Here is a 15,749-nt window from a genome sequence, read left to right as displayed (position 1 = left end):
CGACGGCCGTCCGCCCCCGCAGCACCGTCACGGCGAGGAGCGCACCGAACAGCGCGAGGACGCCGGTCACCACGGCGGAGGTGTGCACCCCGGCCATGAACGCGTCGTGACTGCCCTCCACGACAGCCGCCTTGAGCTGCCCCGGCATCGTGTCCGACACGGGCGCGACGCCCATCGCCACCGCGTCCTTCGCCTCGCCGAGCCGGTCCGCGACCTCGTGCGGGACTCCCGCGTCGGTGAGCTTCCCGGTGAGCGTGGACCCGACCCGGCTGCTGATGATCGACACCAGGACGGACGTCCCGAGCGCCCCGCCCACCTGCAGCGATGTCGCCTGGAGCCCACCGGCCACGCCGCCGTCCCGCACGGGCGCGTTCCCCACGATCGCGTCGGACGACGCCGACATCACCATGCCGACCCCGAGGCCGAGCGCGATGAACGGCGGCCACATCGTGGCGTACGACGAGTCGGCGCTCCACGCCAGCATCGTGAACGCGGCACCCGCCTGGAGCACCATCCCCAGCGGCATCGTCAGCCGCGGCCCGAACCGCTCGGTGAGCTTCGCCCCGAGCGGCGACGCCAGCATCGAGGCGATGCTCAGCGGCAGCGTCCGCACCCCCGACTCGACGGGCGTGAACCCCCGCACATTCTGCAGGTACAGCATCACGAAGAAGATCACCCCGAGCAGGATGAAGAAGTTCAGCGCGGTGACGAACACCCCGACGGTCAGCGCCGGACTGCGGAACAGCCGCATCGGCAGCAGCGGATGCGCGACCCGCGTCTCGTACCACCCGAACAGGACGAGGACGACGATCCCGCCGCCGATCGCCCCGAGCGTCCCGCCCGAGGTCCAGCCCCAGGTCTCGCCCTTGACGACCCCGAACACGACCGCCAGCAGACCGCCCGCGAGCAGCACCACACCGGGGACGTCGAACCGCTCGCCGGCGGCGGCGTCGTTGCGGGACTGCGGCAGCACGACCAGGCCGAACACGAGCGCGATCACCCCGATCGGGGCGTTGATGTAGAACACGGACTCCCAGTTGACGTGCTCGACGAGGAGGCCGCCCACGATCGGGCCGAGCGCGGTGGACACGGACGAGATCATCGCCCAGATCCCGACGGCCATCCCGAACTTCCTCGGCGGGAACACCGCCCGCAGCAGCGCGAGCGTGTTCGGCATCAGCATCGCCCCGAACAGCCCCTGCACGGCACGGAAGGCGATGACGCCCTCGATCGAGCCGACGAGCCCGATCGCGACGGACGCCGCCGTGAACCCGACGACGCCGACCAGGTACAGCGTGCGGCGCCCGAGCCGGTCACCGAGCTTGCCGCCGAGGATCAGGGTCGCGGCGAGGGCGAGGAGGTAGGAGTTGGTGACCCACTGCAACTCGGCGGTGTCGGCCTGGAGATCGCGGGCGATCTCGGCGTTGGCGATCGACACGACGGAGCCGTCGAGACCGACCATGAACAGGCCGAACGCGACGGCGACCAGCGTCAGCCAGGGGTTGGCGCGCAGGTCCCGGGCGGGCGGCGCGGGTGCTGTGGAGACAGCGGAGACAGACATGGGTGAGGAGTCCTCAGGACGTAGCGGCGCGTGCGAGGGCGCCGCGTGAACATGGGGGAGGGGCACGCCGGTTGGGGGCGTGCGGAAGGTGGGGCGGGCGATTCAGAGCGCGCGGTCGCGCAGCGCTTCGCCGAGTGCGACGAGGGCGCCGAGCGCCGAACCGAGGGCGCCCAGTTCGCCCTCGGTGAGGGTGTGCAGCGCGGCCGAGATCCGCCGCGTGACGAGTCCGTCCACCTCGGCGATCCGCCGGCGGGCCTCGGTGGTCACCCGCAGGTGCGCCACCCGTTTGTCGGCCTCGTCCTGCCGCCGTTCCAGCAGCCCCGCCGTGGTCAGCCGCGTCACCAGCGCGCTGACGTTGTTCGGGATCATCCCGAGCGCGTCCGCCGCGCTCTGCACCGTCACCCCGTCATGCCCGGCGACGTGCTGAAGCAACGCCAACTGCCGTTCGGGCAGCCTCGGGAACGGCAGCCGCCCCTCAAGGTGCGCCTTCACGGCCCGGTCCAGCACAGGCAGACATCCCGCAAGGCCCTCGGCCACACGGTCGACGCTGCTCGGGCTTGTGGGAGCCCCGCTGATTCCGGACACCCGGGCAGATTAGCTATGGCGAGACACCTATGTCAACATACCTATTGATGTACGCCCTGGACGCCGCTGCTGCGGGTCCGACGGTGTCTCAGGGCGAGGACGGCGGCCCGATCCGCAGCTCGAAGTCGCCGTCGTAGCGTTCGTGCCCCGCGATGACGGCCGTGTCGATGGCCTTCTCGCCCCGGCGCCCCCGCACGATCAGCGGGTCGTGCCGCAGATCGCGGGTGAGGGCGACGCACAGCCCGACCATCACCAGCGTGAACGGCGCCGCCGCCAGGATGGTCAGGTTCTGCAACCCGGTGAGCGCGTCCCCGCCACCCCCGCCGACCAGCAGCATCACGGCGGCGACCGCACCGGTCAGCACACCCCAGAACACGACCACGGCCTGCCCCGGCTCCAGCGAACCCCGCTGCGAGAGCGTCCCCATGACGATGGACGCGGCATCGGCGCCGGAGACGAAGAAGATCCCGACGAGCACCATCACGACGACGCAGGTCAGCGTGGCCGCCGGATACTGCTGGAGCACCCCGAAGAGCCGGCTCTCCGGCGTCGTCGCGTCCCCGAGCCGCCCCTGTTCGCGCAGCCTGAGCGCCGAACCGCCGAACACCGCGAACCACAGCAGGCTGACCGTGCTCGGCACCAGGATGACCCCGCCGACGAACTGACGGATCGTCCGCCCGCGGCTGATGCGCGCGATGAACATCCCCACGAACGGCGCCCACGAGATCCACCACGCCCAGTAGAAGATCGTCCACCCGGACAGCCACTGCGACACGCCCTCACCGCTGGACGCCTGCGTCCGCCCCGCCATCTGCGGCAGGTCCCCGAGGTACGCGCCGATCGACGTCGGCAGCAGATCGAGGACGAACACGGTCGGCCCGGCGACGAACAGGAACAGCGCGAGGCCCAGCGCCAGCACCATGTTGATGTTCGACAGCCACTGGATGCCACGCGCGATCCCCGAGACGGCCGACGCCACGAACGCGACGGTCAGCACCGCGATCACCGCGACCAGCAGTCCGGTCCCGACGCTGTCCATCCACCCCAGTTCGGTGATCCCGCTGCGGATCTGCAGCGCGCCGAGCCCGAGGGAGGCCGCCGAACCGAAGAGGGTCGCGAAGACGGCGAGGATGTCGATGACCTTCCCCTGCCAACCCTCGGCCCGGCGTGCGCCGATGAGCGGGGTGAACACGGCGCTGATGAGCTGGCGCCGGCCGCGCCGGAAGGTGCTGTAGGCGATGGCGAGGCCGACGACCGCGTAGATCGCCCACGGGTGCAGCGTCCAGTGGAACAGCGTCATCGCCATGGCGGTCTCGACGGCCTGCGCCCGGTCCGCCGGGGAGGTGCCGGGCGGGGGTGAGTCGAAGTGGGAGAGGGGTTCGCTGACGCCGTAGAACATCAGGCCGATGCCCATCCCCGCGCTGAACATCATCGCGATCCACGACACGGTCCGGAACTCCGGCCGCTCGTTCTCCGCGCCCAGCGTGATCCGTCCGTATTTGCTCGCCGCCAGCCACAGCGCGAACACCACGAACCCCGACGCGGTGAGCACGAACGCCCATCCCGCGTTGTCGATCAGCCCGCCGAGCATGTCCCCGGACACCCGCTCCATCGTTCTGGTGGACACGGCCCCCACCACAACGAACGCGAGCGTGAGTGCGGCGGCCACCCCGAACACGACGGGATCCGTCCCGCTCACCTCTCCGCCCCGTTTTCGCAGCACACTCTCCTCGGCCGTCGTCGTCCTCGTCATACATCGTCCTTTCCGGCCCGCACCACTCACATAGCGAAACCCTCTCCACAATGCGAAACAGGCTCCCGCCCCTCACCCACCCCGTCAACCCTCGGAGCACCACGTATTTCCTGGCAGGGGAAAGGGAGTTCACCCCCTCGCCGAACGGTTCGCGGCCCTGGCCGCCCTCCGCGCGGCGGTGCGGCATCGCGTACGTGCCGTTTGTCAATCTGAGTGAAACGTCATACCCCGTGAAGCGGGGTTTTCACTGGAGATGACGAAGACATGAGTGCCTGCTGTGAAGGAGGCTCTTCCTGGTAGCCGTCCGCCACGGAGACGGCCATCGGGAGGGAGAACAGATGAGGTTACAGATGACCCGGCTGCGCGGGGCCATGGTGGCAGTTGCCGCTCTGGCCTGTGGGTTCGTGCTCCCTGCGGCGACTGAAGCGTCGGCCTCGCCTTCGTCGGACGTGTCCGCCGCCTACCTGTCCTGTACGGTTCCGCCCGGCTATACCTACACCTCGGTCACGAACACCACGACCTGCTCCACCAGCGGCTTTGCCCCGCTCTACAACGTAGTGCAGCCCAGGACAGGACTATGGGCCTGCACCGTCCCACGGGGCTTCACTTACACCGCGACCTCAAGCACCGTCGTCTGCTCCACCAGTGGACTCAGCACCAGTTACCTCCTTCGGGCAATCTGAGGCGAACCCACCGGCGGTCGTCCATCAGTGCGGCATCGGGGGCGTGAGCCTGGCCGCCCACGCCCCCGAAGTGGAACGGCTCAGACCCCGAAGACCAGTTCCGCCAGGTCGCGCTTGGTGGTGTGGAGGTCCCAGTAGACCGGGGAGATCTCGTGCGGCTGGGCTGTCGGGAAGCCGGGAACCGCCGGGGTGCCGATCGACACGTCGATGCCGACGTGCGCGGCCTGGACGCCCGTACCCGCCAGCTCCTTGTGCAGGTTGACCGCCCAGTTGCGCAGCGCCGCTGCCGCCGCGTTCACGTTGCCGACCTGCGGAACGGGGTCGATCGAGCCGGCGCCGGTCGTGTAGAGGAGCGTGCCCGCGCCGGCGTCCCGTATCGCCGGCAGGACCGCCTTGGTCGCGGCTATGGCGCCGTACAGCTGGAACTCCATCTGGACCTGGACGTGTTCCGGCTCCGTCTCGGTGGGGGTGGTCAGCGCGGTCGAGCCGGACGTGCCCACGGGGGAGTACTCCAGGACGTCGATCCCGCCGAACTTGTCGGCGGCGGCCTTCAGGGCCTGGGTGAGTGCGTCGCGGTCCATGACGTCCGCGGGGAATCCGGCCGCGGTGATGCCCTCCTCGGCCAGGCCGCTCACGAGGGCGTCGAGGTTGGCGCGGCTGCGGGAGATCAGGGCGACGTCGAAGCCCTGGGTGCCGAAGGTGCGGGCGATGGCCCGGCCGAGCTGGGGGCCGGCTCCGATGATGGCGATGGTGGGCATGGGGGGCCTTTCGGGGGGTGCCTGGATGGAGCAGGATGCGGAAAGGTCTATCCGGTTGGTGTATCTGGATAGCCCTGTCCGGTTCGCTGTGGCCACCGTACCACTGAAACTGGATAGGGCGTTCCGATTGCTGAGGTGCTGACGGCCGGGCAGCGCCGGCCCCGACGACTACGCGGGACCGGCGCGACCCCCTACCTCATATGGCGCGCCAGGAACCGCCCCGCCGCCTCCCCCGCGTGCGCCGGGACGCCCGTGTGCCCGCCCATGTTGGCGTTCAGGCACTTCTCCCGGGAGCCGAAGGCGTCGAACAGTTCCAGGGCCGCCTGCCGGTCGTTGCCCTCGTCGTCCCACTGGAGCAGGACGTGCAGCGGGATGCCGACCGTGCGGGCCTCCTCGACGATGGCGCGGGGGATGTAGCTCCCGGCGTAGAGCACGGCGGCCACGACGCGCGGCTCGACCGCCGCGAGGCGCACGCCGATGGAGATCACGCCGCCCGAGTAGCCGACGGGGCCGGTGATCTCGGGGAGCGTCAGGAGGGCGTCGAGGGTGGCCCGCCACTCCGGGACGGCCTTGTCGACGAGCGGCAGGACGAGGGCGTCGATGATCTCGTCGCTGACGGGTTCGCCGGCCGCCAGGGCCCGGCGCAGCGCGGAACGTGCCTGGTCGACGGCGTCCAGGCGGGGCCGTTCGCCGCTGCCGGGCAGCTCGATGGTGGCCGAGGCGAAGCCGTCCGCGGCGGCCAGTCGGGCGCGCGCCGCCAGGCGGGGGTGCATCGCCGGCAGCCCGAGCGGGGGGTGGCCGAGGAGGATCAGCGGCGCCGGCGCGGACGAGGGTGCGGGCGTCCAGAGGATGCCGGGGATCCCGTCGAGGGAGAAGCCGCGTTCGAGGACGCCGTCGTCAAGGCGCTGTTCGGTGGTGAAGTGAAGGGGCATGGTCGTGCCTTCCGGAAGGGAGTGCGCTGGAACGGCGCTCCCGGACGACCCGTCGCCCGACCGTGACCCCGGAGGAGAGCACCCATGTCGAAACGTTCACGGGTACCACCTCCTCGTTTTCTCGCACGGCCGCCCAGGCGGTAGCAGCGGCGGCGACTTGCGTCGAGGAAACCGATCTGTTTCTCTAGGTGGAAACCGATCGGTTTCCGTCAGTCGGCCAGCCTGCCGGCGGGATCCGGTCCACGCACAGCGACAAGGGAAACAGTGACTTCCACCCTCGACCGCGAGGCCCTCGCCTCCGGGACAGAAGACTCGGGCCTGCGCGGCTCACACGCCATGCGCTGGTGGGTGCTCGCCGTGCTGGGCGTGGCCCAGCTCATGGTCACGCTGGACGCGACCGTCGTGAACATCGCGCTCCCGGCGGCCCAGCACGACCTCGGGTTCAGCGACGGCAGCCGGCAGTGGGTCATCACCGGATACGCCCTGGCGTTCGGCAGCCTGCTGCTGCTCGGCGGCCGGCTGGGCGACCTGTTCGGACGCCGGACCACCTTCGTGACCGGCCTGATCGGCTTCGCGGCGGCGTCCGTCGTCGGCGGCGCGGCCACCAACTTCGAAGTCCTCGTCGGCGCCCGCGTGGCCCAGGGCCTGTTCGCCGCGCTGCTCGCGCCGGCGGCGCTCTCGCTGCTCAGCGTGACCTTCACCGAGCCGTCCGAGCGGGCGAAGGCGTTCGGCGTGTTCAGCGCGCTCGGCGGTGCGGGCGGCGCGATCGGGCTGCTGCTCGGCGGCATGCTCACCGAGTGGGCGTCGTGGCGCTGGGTGATGTACGTGAACGTCGCCTTCGCGGCCGTCGCCCTGGCCGGCGCGGTGCTGCTGCTGGCCAAGCCCGCGATCACCGAGCGGCCCAGGATCGACGTCCCGGGCACGGCCGTGGTCAGTGCCGCGCTGTTCGCGATCGTCTACGGCTTCGCGCACGTCGAGTCCACGAGCTGGACGGACCCGGTCGCCCTCGGCTTCATGGTCGGCGGCGTGATGCTGCTCGGGGTGTTCGTGTGGGTGGAGGCGAAGGTCGCGCACCCGCTGCTGCCGCTGCGGCTCGTGCTGCACCGGACGCGGGGCGCCTCGTTCCTCGCGGTGTTCGTCGTCGGGATGGGGATGTTCTCGATCTTCCTGTTCCTGACCTACTACCTGGAGGCCAGCCTCGGCTACTCGCCGATCAAGACCGGTCTCGCGTTCCTGCCGATGGTCGCGGGCATCGTCCTGGCGTCGACCACGACGCCGTCGCTGGTGCTGCCCAGGGTCGGCCCGAAGGCCGTCGTCACCGTGAGCTTCCTGGTCGCCGCGACCGGCATGGTCCTGCTGAACCGGCTCGACCTGGGCAGCGAGTACGCCGTCGACATCATGCCCGGCCTGGTCCTGCTGGGCCTCGGGCTCGGCGGGGTGATGACCACCGCGTTCCAGGGCGCGACCGCCGGGGTGCACCACGAGGACACGGGGGTCGCGTCGGCGCTCATCAACACCAGTCAGCAGGTGGGCGGTTCGATCAGCACGGCGCTGCTGACCACCGTCGCCTCCTCGGCCGCCACCGACTACCTCTCCTCGCACGAGCCCGGCCCGCTGACCGCCGCGCGCGCCGGTGTCGAGAGCTACACCGCGACCCTGGCGTGGGGTGCCGGGATCTTCGCCGTCGGCGCGGCGCTCATGGTGTTCCTGATGCCGAACAGGCCGCTGGCGCCGTCGGAGGGTGAGCCTGTCATCGCCCACTGACGCGTGGACGGGGCCCTTCCGCGAGCGAGGGGCCCCGCCGCGTCACCGTCCGCCTCACCGGCCCCTTCCGAACCCTGCGGAAACCGATCGGTTTGCAATCCTCCTGGATCGAGTTACCCTCACGGAATGAGCACAGAAGTGAAGCCCACCCCCAGAGAACGCCTCCTGGAGGCCGCGGCCACACTCACCTACCGGCAGGGAGTCGGCATCGGCATCGACGCGCTCTGCAAAGCGGCCGGCGTCTCGAAACGCTCCATGTACCAGCTCTTCGACAGCAAGGACGACCTCCTCGCGGCGAGCCTCGAACAGCGCGCCGAGACGTTCGTGACGTCGCTCCTGCCCGTGCCGGACGACCCCCGCGCGCCCCGCCGGCGCATCCTGCACGTCTTCGAACAGGTCGAGGCACAGGCCGGCGCCCCCGAGTTCCTGGGCTGCCGCTACCTGTCCGTCCAGATCGAGCTGAAGGACGAGAACCACCCCGCGAGCCAGGCGGCCCGCCGCATCAAATCCAACCTCACAGGCTTCCTGCGGACGGAGGCCCAGCGGGGCGGCGCGAACGACCCCGCCCTGCTGGCACGCCAGCTCATGCTCGTCTTCGACGGCGCCAGCGCCCGCGCCGGCATCGGCGCCGACGACCTCACCGGCCTCATCACCCCCACCGTGACCCTCCTCCTCGACGCGGCGGGCGTGGCCTGACGGCTCACCGCGGCCGGCGTCCCACACCGTGCCCGTGACCCAGGCCGTGCGGTCGGACAGGAGGAAGGCGACGGTGGCGGCGACGTCGTCGGGGGTGCCCGTGCGGCGTGAGTTCCATCGCGAGGTGCTGGGTGAGCGCGTGCAGCCCGGCCTTCGCCATCGAGTACGCGGACGACGGCGTCGCGGCGACCGCCTGGAGCGCCCATATCGACCTGATCGCGACGGCCTTCTGGCCGGCGAAGTGGGACCTGCTGAGACCCCGTCAGGTGTAGGGGTTGAGAACGAGGTAGCCGTCGACACGGCGTAGATCGAGCCGGTCGGAGGCAGGGTCGGGCGGCAGCGCGTGCCCGAGGCTGTCGGCCCGCACCTCTCCGATCCGTCCCCAAGCTCTCAACTGCGTTCGAGCAGGGGAGACCCCATTTCGTGCTGGTACTCGTGGTTGATGAGCGCGGTCGGCAAGTGGACGCCGACGACGGCCAGTTGGGCGGGCGCGCCGACCCGGCCGGCGGCGATGTCGCCGATCCGGGCGTGGACGCGTTCGGCGACCGTGTCCCGGAACGCGGTCAGCCGTTCGACGGTCGGCAGCGCGCCCCGGAACCTCTCCGGGTTCGCCGAGTCCATCAGCCCGTCCAGCTCCGGGTCCGGGCTGGGCTCGGCGGCCGTGAGGTTGCGGATCATGAAGTGGGCGACGTGGGCCTGGTGGCCGAGGTGCCGGCCGATGGTGCGTATGGGAACGGGGTCCTGGATACGCCATGGTTATGCCTCGCTCGGTCGGCAGGGGGAGTGCGGTACGGCGAGTACCGCGACGTGCTGCCGCGTTAGGCATCCCGGACGGGATCCGGTAGGGGATCTCGCTGAATCCGGACATAGGCGTTGTATATGGCCGGATGGGGGGTTCGGCGGGCCGCGGCGAGTCCGTCCGCGAGGCGCAGGGCGTCGGCGGCGAGCGGGGAGTCGGCACTCCACACCGCCTCGAAGGAGATCCGCACCTCGCGCCCCCGGTCGACGAGCGGCCGGTGCGGCACGTCGGGCGAGGTGAGTCTGGAACGTGGCACCATCGCCGAGCCGAGCCCGAGCCGCGTGGTGAACGTCGTCAGCCCGCAGGTGTCCGGCACCAGGATGTACTCCTCCTCACCGGCGTCCGCCAGTTCGAGCGGGGCACTCCCGGCGGCGTCGGGGCTGACGACGACGATCGGCTGGACGTCGACGACCTGGTGCTCGAAACGCGGCATCGCGGCGACGGCGGGGATCAGGATGACGTCGAGTTCCCCGGCGAGCAGCCCCTCGCGCAGGTCCCGCATGTTCGCCTCGCGCAGCACGGTGAACGACCGCGAGACGAGATAGGAGCCGATCAGCGGCGACAGACCCATGCGGATCCTCCGCTCACCTGGCTCGGTGAGCCGCCTCGCCTCCGCCGTCACCGCGTCCAGCGCGACCAGGGCCCGCTCGATCAGCGGCAGGATCCGGGCGCCGAACGCCGTCTGCGTCACCCCGCGCGGTGACCGCACGAACAGCTTGTCGCCGAGCCGTTCCTCCAACTTGGCGATCCCGTTGGACATCGCTGGAGCGTAACCAACAGCTATGGGCGCGCCCACAGGGAAACCGCCATGCGGCGCCCACCGCGCGGGCGTCGCGTTTCCGGATCGTGCTGGATCCGGCCGTGTGACGACGGGGCCGATGCCCGCCCCCGGGTCAGTGGAGGAGCAGGTCGACGAGGTCTGTCGGGCTCTCCTTGCCGCCGCTTTCGCTTTCGGTCAGGCCGCGGCGCATCAGGGCGAAGTAGGGGCTGAGGAGTTCCGGGCTCACGCCCTGCTGCTCGGCGGTGCCGAGGAAGGTGGGGATGCCGGCGACCTGCATGGCGAGGCTGGAGACGTCCTCCTCGGTGGGGCCGCCGGCGCGCAGGTGCTCGGCGGTCTGGTGGACGGCCGGGGCCATCGCGACGAGCCAGTCGGCCAGCAGCGGGGCGAACGACACGGGGTCGATGTCCTCCTCGCGGATCAGGGCGAAGGCGTGCGTGACCCCGGCGAACATGCCGTACATGGCGCTGAGCAGGGCCACGTCGTACAGGGCCGCGAAGCCCGCGTTCTCGCCGACGTAGGTGGTGCCGGCGGGGACGGCCAGGGTCTGCTGGTGCTGGGCGAACAGGTCTCGCGAGCCGCTGTAGAAGACGTATCCGCCGGCCTCCGGGACGCCGATCATCGGCGGGATCGCCATGATGCCGCCGTCCAGGTAGCGGGCGCCGCGCTCGTGGGCCCACTCCGCGCGGGCGCGGGCCTGGGCGGGGGTGCCGGTGGTCAGGTCGACCAGGTCCTTGCCGGCGAGGTCGGCGCCGTCCAGGGCCTCGCCGACGGAGGCGTCGTCCAGGAGGCAGACGACGATCAGGGGGTTCGCCGCGACCGCCTCGGCGGCGGTCCGGGCGGCCCGCGCGCCGTCGGCGGTGAGTGCCGTAGCACGGGCCGGGGTGCGGTTCCAGACGGTGAGGGGGTGGCCGGCGGCGAGCCAGGCACGGGCCAGCGCGGCACCCATCGCGCCGAGGCCCAGCAGCGTGACGGGGGTCTTCTCAACTGTGGTGTCGGTCATGGCGATTAGGCTGGTCGCAGGCCCGGAGATGATCAAGTACGCACTTCGCGGTGGGTGGTTACCCCGGGGTGAGCGAGCACGTCAGGAGGGCGGAGCATGACGACGCTGAACAGACCGGGCGCACCGGACGGACACGTCTGCGGGATCGACGCCGCGATGGAGGTGATCGGCGGCAAGTGGAAGGTCCTGATCCTCTGGGCGCTCCACGAACACCCCGCCCGCCGCTTCGGCGAACTGCGCCGCCTGCTCCCCGGGATCACCGAGAAGGTCCTCGCCTCCCACCTGCGCGAACTGGAAGCCGACGGTGTCGTCCGCCGCGTCTCCTACGACGAGGTGCCGCCCCGCGTCGAGTACTCCCTGACCGAGGACGGAACCCGCCTCAACGACGCCCTCCAGCCCCTCGCCGTCTGGGGCAGCGAACGCCCGGCCACACGGCGGACGGCGGAGACGGCCGGCTAGGGTCCGCTGCCCCTGGCTTCCGTTCGACGGCACGCCCGGCTCAGTCCACGTCGAGCACCGCCTTGCCGCCGACCCTGCGGCCGAGCAGCGCCCCGCCGGCTCACCTCCACGCTCAGCCGCCCGTCGGCGACCAGCCCTAGCAGCGTGGCGGGGCCGGTGCCGACCCCGGTGCCCATGCGGAACGCCGTCAGGGTGGTGTCACCGGCGTTCGCGTACGGGGGCAGGGTCGCGGATTCCCCCGAGGACCAGCCGACGCTCTGGACGACCCCGCCGGGGGCGAGGAGTTCCCAGGCCCGGACGAGGCCGTCGAGCCCGGCGACCACCTCGTGCGAGCCCCGCGCCCCGCGCGCTCGCCGCGACGACGTGCGCTCCGCTCAGCGCGGCGAGCTGGACGGCGAACCAGCCGACGCCGCCGCGGCGAGGTCAACGCCGCCTGGAACCGGGGCGAGTTCGGCGACCGGCACGGCACGCCGCTGCGCCCAGGCCCCGCCGTGACCGGTGCCGTCGGCGGCGGGCCGCAGGACGACACCGGAGGCGTCCCAGCCGTGCACCCGGCCCACACCGGCGTCGGGAAGCGTGTCGAAGTGGAGTTCCCCGGAGTTCAGCGAGACGTGCCGGACGCCGACCAGCACTTTGTCCAGCCCCGGCTCGGGGTCGGCGGTGTCGGCCAGGGAGAGGCCGGCGTCGCGGCGGACCCACTCGGCGCCGTGGGCGGCCGTGTGGAGGGAGTGGGCGCCGCCGGCGCGGCTGATCGATGGATCGCCCTTCAGCGGCAGCCGCTCGCCGCCGTCGACGCGCACCCGGTCCGCCGGGGTCGCCCAGTGCCTCGGGTCTGCGGGCCGGGGCGGTGCCGGTGTCGCCCGCCGCGAGGGTCGGGTCGACAACGTGGCGGCCGGCCGAGGCGGTGTGCTCGGCCGGGCGCGGCGCGTACGGGGTCAGGTGAAGACGCGGTCGGCGGTGAGTTTGCGGGACGCCTGGGCGAGGAGCGTGCGCAGCCGGGACGCGGGCAGCGGAGTGCCGGGATCGGCGGGCGGCCACTGTGGCGGGTTGCCGTTGTCAGGGTCTTCGGCGAGGCGTGCGTAGGCGGCGTAGGCGGCCCAGAGGGCGTCGGGGTCGGCGGCGTAGGGCGTGGCGAAGGGGAGGGTCTCGGGTTCGAAGCGCCAGCTCTCGCTCAGGGGACCGGCGTCGACGGTGTCGAAGCCGAGCCGGCCGATGAGGTCCGCGGCCTCCTCCTTGGCACGCGGGTCGTCGCCGGCGATGGGCAGGGCGGTGCGGTCGGTGGCGCCTGCCGGGCGGGCGAGGGGGAGGAGGTGGAAGTCGCAGATGTTGCCGAAGGCCGTGACGAGGTGCGCCCCGGCCAGGTGTGCCTGGACGAGTTCGGCGGCGGTCGTCGCGCCGGTGTCGAGGGCGTCGACGCGGCCGTCGCGCATCGGGATGTAGTTGATGGTGTCGAGGACGGTCCTGCCGGCCAGCGCGGCGGCGGGCAGGTCGCGGTAGGCGGCGAGCGGGATGCTCACCACCACCCAGTCGCCCGCGCGGGCCGCCTCCTCCGGCGTCGCGGCGCGGGCGCGCTCACCGAGCCCCGCCACGGTCTCGGACAGGGACTGAGGGTCCCGGGAGTTGGACAGGACGACGTCGATGCCCGCGTCGACCGCGAGCCGGGCGATCTTCGTGCCGATGCTGCCGCTGCCGATGAAGCCGAGTGTTGCCATGGGGTCTCCTGGTCACGGATACGTCGTGGACAAGGGGGTGTTCGGGGAGAGCAGGACCGCCACACCCAACCGGAGCGCTTGTTCCTCTTGAACGTAACACAACCGGAGCGCTTGCTCCGTAACGGTGGCGTTCCCTGTACCCTGGACGCCGTGACTCCCGCCGACCAGCCCACCCCCGCACCGGCACCGCCCGCACCGCCCACCCCGCGCGTCCGCCGAGCCGACGCCGAGCGCAACCGGGCCGCGATCCTCGACGCGGCCGACGCCGTCTTCGCCGAGCACGGCGGCGCCGTGGACGTCCGCGAGATCGCCCGGCGCAGCGGCGTCGGCATGGGCACGCTCTACCGCCACTTCCCGACCAAGGACGACCTGCTCCTCACCGTCCTGGAGAAACAGTTCGCCGCCTGGCTCGCCGAGGCCCACGAGCGGGCCACCGGCGTCGAGGACCCCTGGCAGGCGCTGACCGGGTTCTTCGAGCAGATGCTCACCACGCAAGCCGGCAACCGCGCCGTCGTCGAGAGCTACACCACCCACGGCGGCCCCACCCCCGACTGCGCCCGGCGCTGCCGCACCTTCATCGACGAACTGCGCACCCGCTGCCTGGCCGCCGGCCGCCTGCGCCCCGACGTCACCACCGACGACCTGCTCCTGCTCAGCGGCACCCTCAGCCAGGCCGTCCTGACCACCGGCGACAGCCACCCCGGCCAGTGGCGCCGCCTGTTGCGCATCTCCCTCGACGGCCTCAGCAGCCGCAACACCGAACCCCTCCCCGAGGTGTGAAGGGGAGCGCCATGAGCACGGCAGTCGTGGTGGGCAGCGGCCCCAACGGACTCGCGGCGGCGGTGCTGCTGGCCCGCGAAGGCGTCGACGTCACCGTCCTGGAGGCGGCCGACACGATCGGCGGGGGAACGCGCACCAGCGAACTCACCCCGGGCCTCCTGCACGACCACTGCTCCGCGACCCACCCCATGGCGGCCGGCTCCCCCCTCCTGCGCGAACTGGACCTCGAACGGCACGGCCTGCGCTGGCGGCTGCCGGAGATCGACTGCGTGCACCCGCTGGACACCGGCGAGGCGGGAGTGCTGCACCGGTCGCCGGAGAAGACCGCGCACGGACTCGGCCCGGTCGACGGCCCGCGCTGGCAACGGCTGTTCGGACCGCTCACCGACCGCTTCGACGACCTGGCCGACGGCATCCTGGGCCCCCTCGCGCGCGTCCCCCGCCACCCCCTCGTCCTGGCCCGGTTCGGGATCCCGGCGCTGCTGCCGGCCGCCGCCGTGGCCGGACTGTGGCGCGGGGACGCCGCGCGGGCGCTGTTCGGGGGAGTGGCCGCGCACGTCTTCCGGCCGCTGGAGAAGCCCGCGACCGCCGCGATCGGCCTGTCGATCATCGCGGCCGGACACCGCCACGGCTGGGCCGTCGCCGAGGGCGGCTCACGCGCCATCACCGACGCCCTCGCCGCCCTGCTCACCGAACTCGGCGGACGCATCGAGACCGGCGTCCACGTCCGGACGGCCGCCCAGCTCCCCCCGGCCGACGCGGTGCTGTTCGACACCGCCCCGCGCGCGGTCGCCGACATCCTGGGCGACCGCCTGCCCCCGCGCGTGGCCCGAGCCTATCGCCGCTACCGGCACGGCCCCGCCGCCTACAAGGCCGACTTCGCCGTCGAGGGCGGAGTGCCGTGGACCAACGAGGAGGCGCGGCGCGCCGGGACGGTCCATCTCGGCGGCACCTTCGAGGAGATCGCGGCCGCCGAGCGCGACGTCCACGCCGGACGGCTGCCCGAGCGGCCCTTCGTCCTCGTCGGCCAGCAGTACCTGGCCGACCCCGGGCGCTCCCGGGGCGACGTCCACCCCGTGTGGACGTACGCGCACGTCCCGCACGGCTACGACGGTGACGCGAGCGAGGCGATCGTGCGGCAGATCGAACGGTTCGCGCCGGGATTCCGGGACCGGATCGTGGGCCGGGCGCAGCGCTCGCCCGCCGGGTTCGAGGCGTACAACCCGAACTACGTCGGCGGCGACATCGTCGGGGGCGCGAACACGCTGCTGAGCCTCGTCGGCCGCCCCCGCCTCACCCCCGACCCGTACAGCACCGGCGTCCCCGGCATGTACCTGTGCTCCGCCGCGACACCGCCCGGCGCCGGGGCGCACGGCATGTGCGGGGCGTTCGCGGCCCGGTCGGCACTGCGCCGGCTGCGCGGAGGCGCCTGACACGCCGCCGGTCCCACGCCGGCCGGCAGCCTCACCGGCGCGGACACGGGACC

The 15,749-nt window shown here is 72.2% G+C and carries 16 protein-coding genes and 1 pseudogene; 6 read left to right on the top strand and 11 right to left on the bottom strand.

The features are described 5' to 3' along the window. Positions 1-4: 4 nt before the first annotated feature. The 5 genes and pseudogenes from IAG44_RS01075 to IAG44_RS01055 all read right to left on the bottom strand — a co-directional run. Positions 5-1,561, bottom strand: a pseudogene (locus IAG44_RS01075) (MFS transporter); the annotation flags it as partial. A gap of 102 nt (positions 1,562-1,663) precedes the next feature. Beyond that, positions 1,664-2,098: a MarR family winged helix-turn-helix transcriptional regulator gene (locus IAG44_RS01070; protein ID WP_187745235.1), complete on the bottom strand. Its 435-nt coding sequence runs from the start codon at positions 2,096-2,098 to the stop codon at positions 1,664-1,666. A gap of 136 nt (positions 2,099-2,234) precedes the next feature. Continuing rightward, positions 2,235-3,899 (bottom strand): BCCT family transporter, encoded by a 1,665-nt coding sequence (locus IAG44_RS01065; protein WP_187745234.1) that lies wholly within the window; start codon positions 3,897-3,899, stop codon positions 2,235-2,237. A 763-nt stretch (positions 3,900-4,662) separates the two neighbouring features. Continuing rightward, entirely contained in the window at positions 4,663-5,340 is a 678-nt protein-coding gene (locus IAG44_RS01060) for an SDR family NAD(P)-dependent oxidoreductase (RefSeq protein WP_187745233.1), read from the bottom strand. Between the two features lie 191 nt (positions 5,341-5,531). Further along, entirely contained in the window at positions 5,532-6,272 is a 741-nt protein-coding gene (locus tag IAG44_RS01055; RefSeq protein ID WP_187745232.1) for a dienelactone hydrolase family protein, read from the bottom strand. Positions 6,273-6,608: 336 nt separating this feature from the next. Here IAG44_RS01055 and IAG44_RS01050 point away from each other — a divergent pair, with 336 nt between their 5' ends. The 3 genes from IAG44_RS01050 (at position 6,609) to IAG44_RS44655 (ending at position 9,004) form a co-directional block, all read left to right on the top strand. Further along, positions 6,609-8,036: an MFS transporter gene (locus IAG44_RS01050; protein ID WP_187752440.1), complete on the top strand. Its 1,428-nt coding sequence runs from the start codon at positions 6,609-6,611 to the stop codon at positions 8,034-8,036. 126 nt (positions 8,037-8,162) lie between these two features. Further along, on the top strand, positions 8,163-8,732 hold the full coding sequence (locus IAG44_RS01045) for a TetR/AcrR family transcriptional regulator (RefSeq protein ID WP_187745231.1): 570 nt from the start codon (positions 8,163-8,165) through the stop codon (positions 8,730-8,732). A gap of 131 nt (positions 8,733-8,863) precedes the next feature. Next, positions 8,864-9,004, top strand: a complete 141-nt coding sequence (locus tag IAG44_RS44655; protein WP_187745230.1) for a hypothetical protein — start codon at positions 8,864-8,866, stop codon at positions 9,002-9,004. A gap of 118 nt (positions 9,005-9,122) precedes the next feature. Here the strand turns inward: IAG44_RS44655 and IAG44_RS43125 are convergent, their stop codons facing one another. The 3 genes from IAG44_RS43125 to IAG44_RS01025 all read right to left on the bottom strand — a co-directional run bounded on the left by IAG44_RS43125 (position 9,123) and on the right by IAG44_RS01025 (position 11,312). Further along, complete coding sequence (locus IAG44_RS43125; protein ID WP_246561354.1) at positions 9,123-9,410, bottom strand: hypothetical protein; 288 nt, start codon at positions 9,408-9,410, stop codon at positions 9,123-9,125. A 140-nt stretch (positions 9,411-9,550) separates the two neighbouring features. Further along, the gene (locus IAG44_RS01030) at positions 9,551-10,291 is read right to left on the bottom strand and encodes a LysR family transcriptional regulator (RefSeq protein ID WP_187745229.1); all 741 of its coding nucleotides are present in this window, start codon (positions 10,289-10,291) and stop codon (positions 9,551-9,553) included. 133 nt (positions 10,292-10,424) lie between these two features. After that, positions 10,425-11,312, bottom strand: coding sequence for an NAD(P)-dependent oxidoreductase (locus tag IAG44_RS01025; RefSeq protein WP_187745228.1), 888 nt, complete (start codon positions 11,310-11,312; stop codon positions 10,425-10,427). A gap of 96 nt (positions 11,313-11,408) precedes the next feature. Between IAG44_RS01025 and IAG44_RS01020 the strand changes: the two genes are divergently transcribed. After that, complete coding sequence (locus tag IAG44_RS01020; RefSeq protein WP_187745227.1) at positions 11,409-11,771, top strand: winged helix-turn-helix transcriptional regulator; 363 nt, start codon at positions 11,409-11,411, stop codon at positions 11,769-11,771. On the opposite strand, the gene IAG44_RS43120 is transcribed toward IAG44_RS01020, so the two are convergent. The 3 genes from IAG44_RS43120 to IAG44_RS01010 form a co-directional block, all read right to left on the bottom strand. Then, on the bottom strand, positions 11,768-12,094 hold the full coding sequence (locus IAG44_RS43120; protein ID WP_246561352.1) for an MDR/zinc-dependent alcohol dehydrogenase-like family protein: 327 nt from the start codon (positions 12,092-12,094) through the stop codon (positions 11,768-11,770). The two genes, IAG44_RS01020 and IAG44_RS43120, sit on opposite strands and share 4 nt — an antisense overlap. 51 nt (positions 12,095-12,145) lie before the next feature. Then, positions 12,146-12,571: an MDR/zinc-dependent alcohol dehydrogenase-like family protein gene (locus tag IAG44_RS43115; protein WP_246561350.1), complete on the bottom strand. Its 426-nt coding sequence runs from the start codon at positions 12,569-12,571 to the stop codon at positions 12,146-12,148. A gap of 135 nt (positions 12,572-12,706) precedes the next feature. Further along, positions 12,707-13,483: an NADPH-dependent F420 reductase gene (locus tag IAG44_RS01010; RefSeq protein WP_187745226.1), complete on the bottom strand. Its 777-nt coding sequence runs from the start codon at positions 13,481-13,483 to the stop codon at positions 12,707-12,709. A 150-nt stretch (positions 13,484-13,633) separates the two neighbouring features. Between IAG44_RS01010 and IAG44_RS01005 the strand changes: the two genes are divergently transcribed. Together IAG44_RS01005 and IAG44_RS01000 are read left to right on the top strand one after the other, a co-directional pair. Next, entirely contained in the window at positions 13,634-14,263 is a 630-nt protein-coding gene (locus IAG44_RS01005) for a TetR/AcrR family transcriptional regulator (protein WP_187745225.1), read from the top strand. 11 nt (positions 14,264-14,274) lie between these two features. Continuing rightward, the gene (locus IAG44_RS01000; protein ID WP_187745224.1) at positions 14,275-15,696 is read left to right on the top strand and encodes a phytoene desaturase family protein; all 1,422 of its coding nucleotides are present in this window, start codon (positions 14,275-14,277) and stop codon (positions 15,694-15,696) included. Positions 15,697-15,749: the final 53 nt, after the last annotated feature.

Origin of the sequence: Streptomyces roseirectus, assembly GCF_014489635.1 — a bacterium.
Classification (GTDB): domain Bacteria; phylum Actinomycetota; class Actinomycetes; order Streptomycetales; family Streptomycetaceae; genus Streptomyces; species Streptomyces roseirectus.
This window is presented reverse-complemented; position numbering and strand designations above follow the sequence as displayed.

Coding starts and splice junctions, on each gene's coding strand:
- IAG44_RS01065 (WP_187745234.1), bottom strand. CDS start 3,899: ATGACGAGGACGACGACGGCCGAGGAGAGTGTGCTGCGAAAACGGGGC.
- IAG44_RS01060 (WP_187745233.1), bottom strand. CDS start 5,340: ATGCCCACCATCGCCATCATCGGAGCCGGCCCCCAGCTCGGCCGGGCC.
- IAG44_RS01055 (WP_187745232.1), bottom strand. CDS start 6,272: ATGCCCCTTCACTTCACCACCGAACAGCGCCTTGACGACGGCGTCCTC.
- IAG44_RS01050 (WP_187752440.1), top strand. CDS start 6,609: ATGCGCTGGTGGGTGCTCGCCGTGCTGGGCGTGGCCCAGCTCATGGTC.
- IAG44_RS01045 (WP_187745231.1), top strand. CDS start 8,163: ATGAGCACAGAAGTGAAGCCCACCCCCAGAGAACGCCTCCTGGAGGCC.
- IAG44_RS43125 (WP_246561354.1), bottom strand. CDS start 9,410: ATGATCCGCAACCTCACGGCCGCCGAGCCCAGCCCGGACCCGGAGCTG.
- IAG44_RS01030 (WP_187745229.1), bottom strand. CDS start 10,291: ATGTCCAACGGGATCGCCAAGTTGGAGGAACGGCTCGGCGACAAGCTG.
- IAG44_RS01025 (WP_187745228.1), bottom strand. CDS start 11,312: ATGACCGACACCACAGTTGAGAAGACCCCCGTCACGCTGCTGGGCCTC.
- IAG44_RS01020 (WP_187745227.1), top strand. CDS start 11,409: ATGACGACGCTGAACAGACCGGGCGCACCGGACGGACACGTCTGCGGG.
- IAG44_RS01010 (WP_187745226.1), bottom strand. CDS start 13,483: ATGGCAACACTCGGCTTCATCGGCAGCGGCAGCATCGGCACGAAGATC.
- IAG44_RS01000 (WP_187745224.1), top strand. CDS start 14,275: ATGAGCACGGCAGTCGTGGTGGGCAGCGGCCCCAACGGACTCGCGGCG.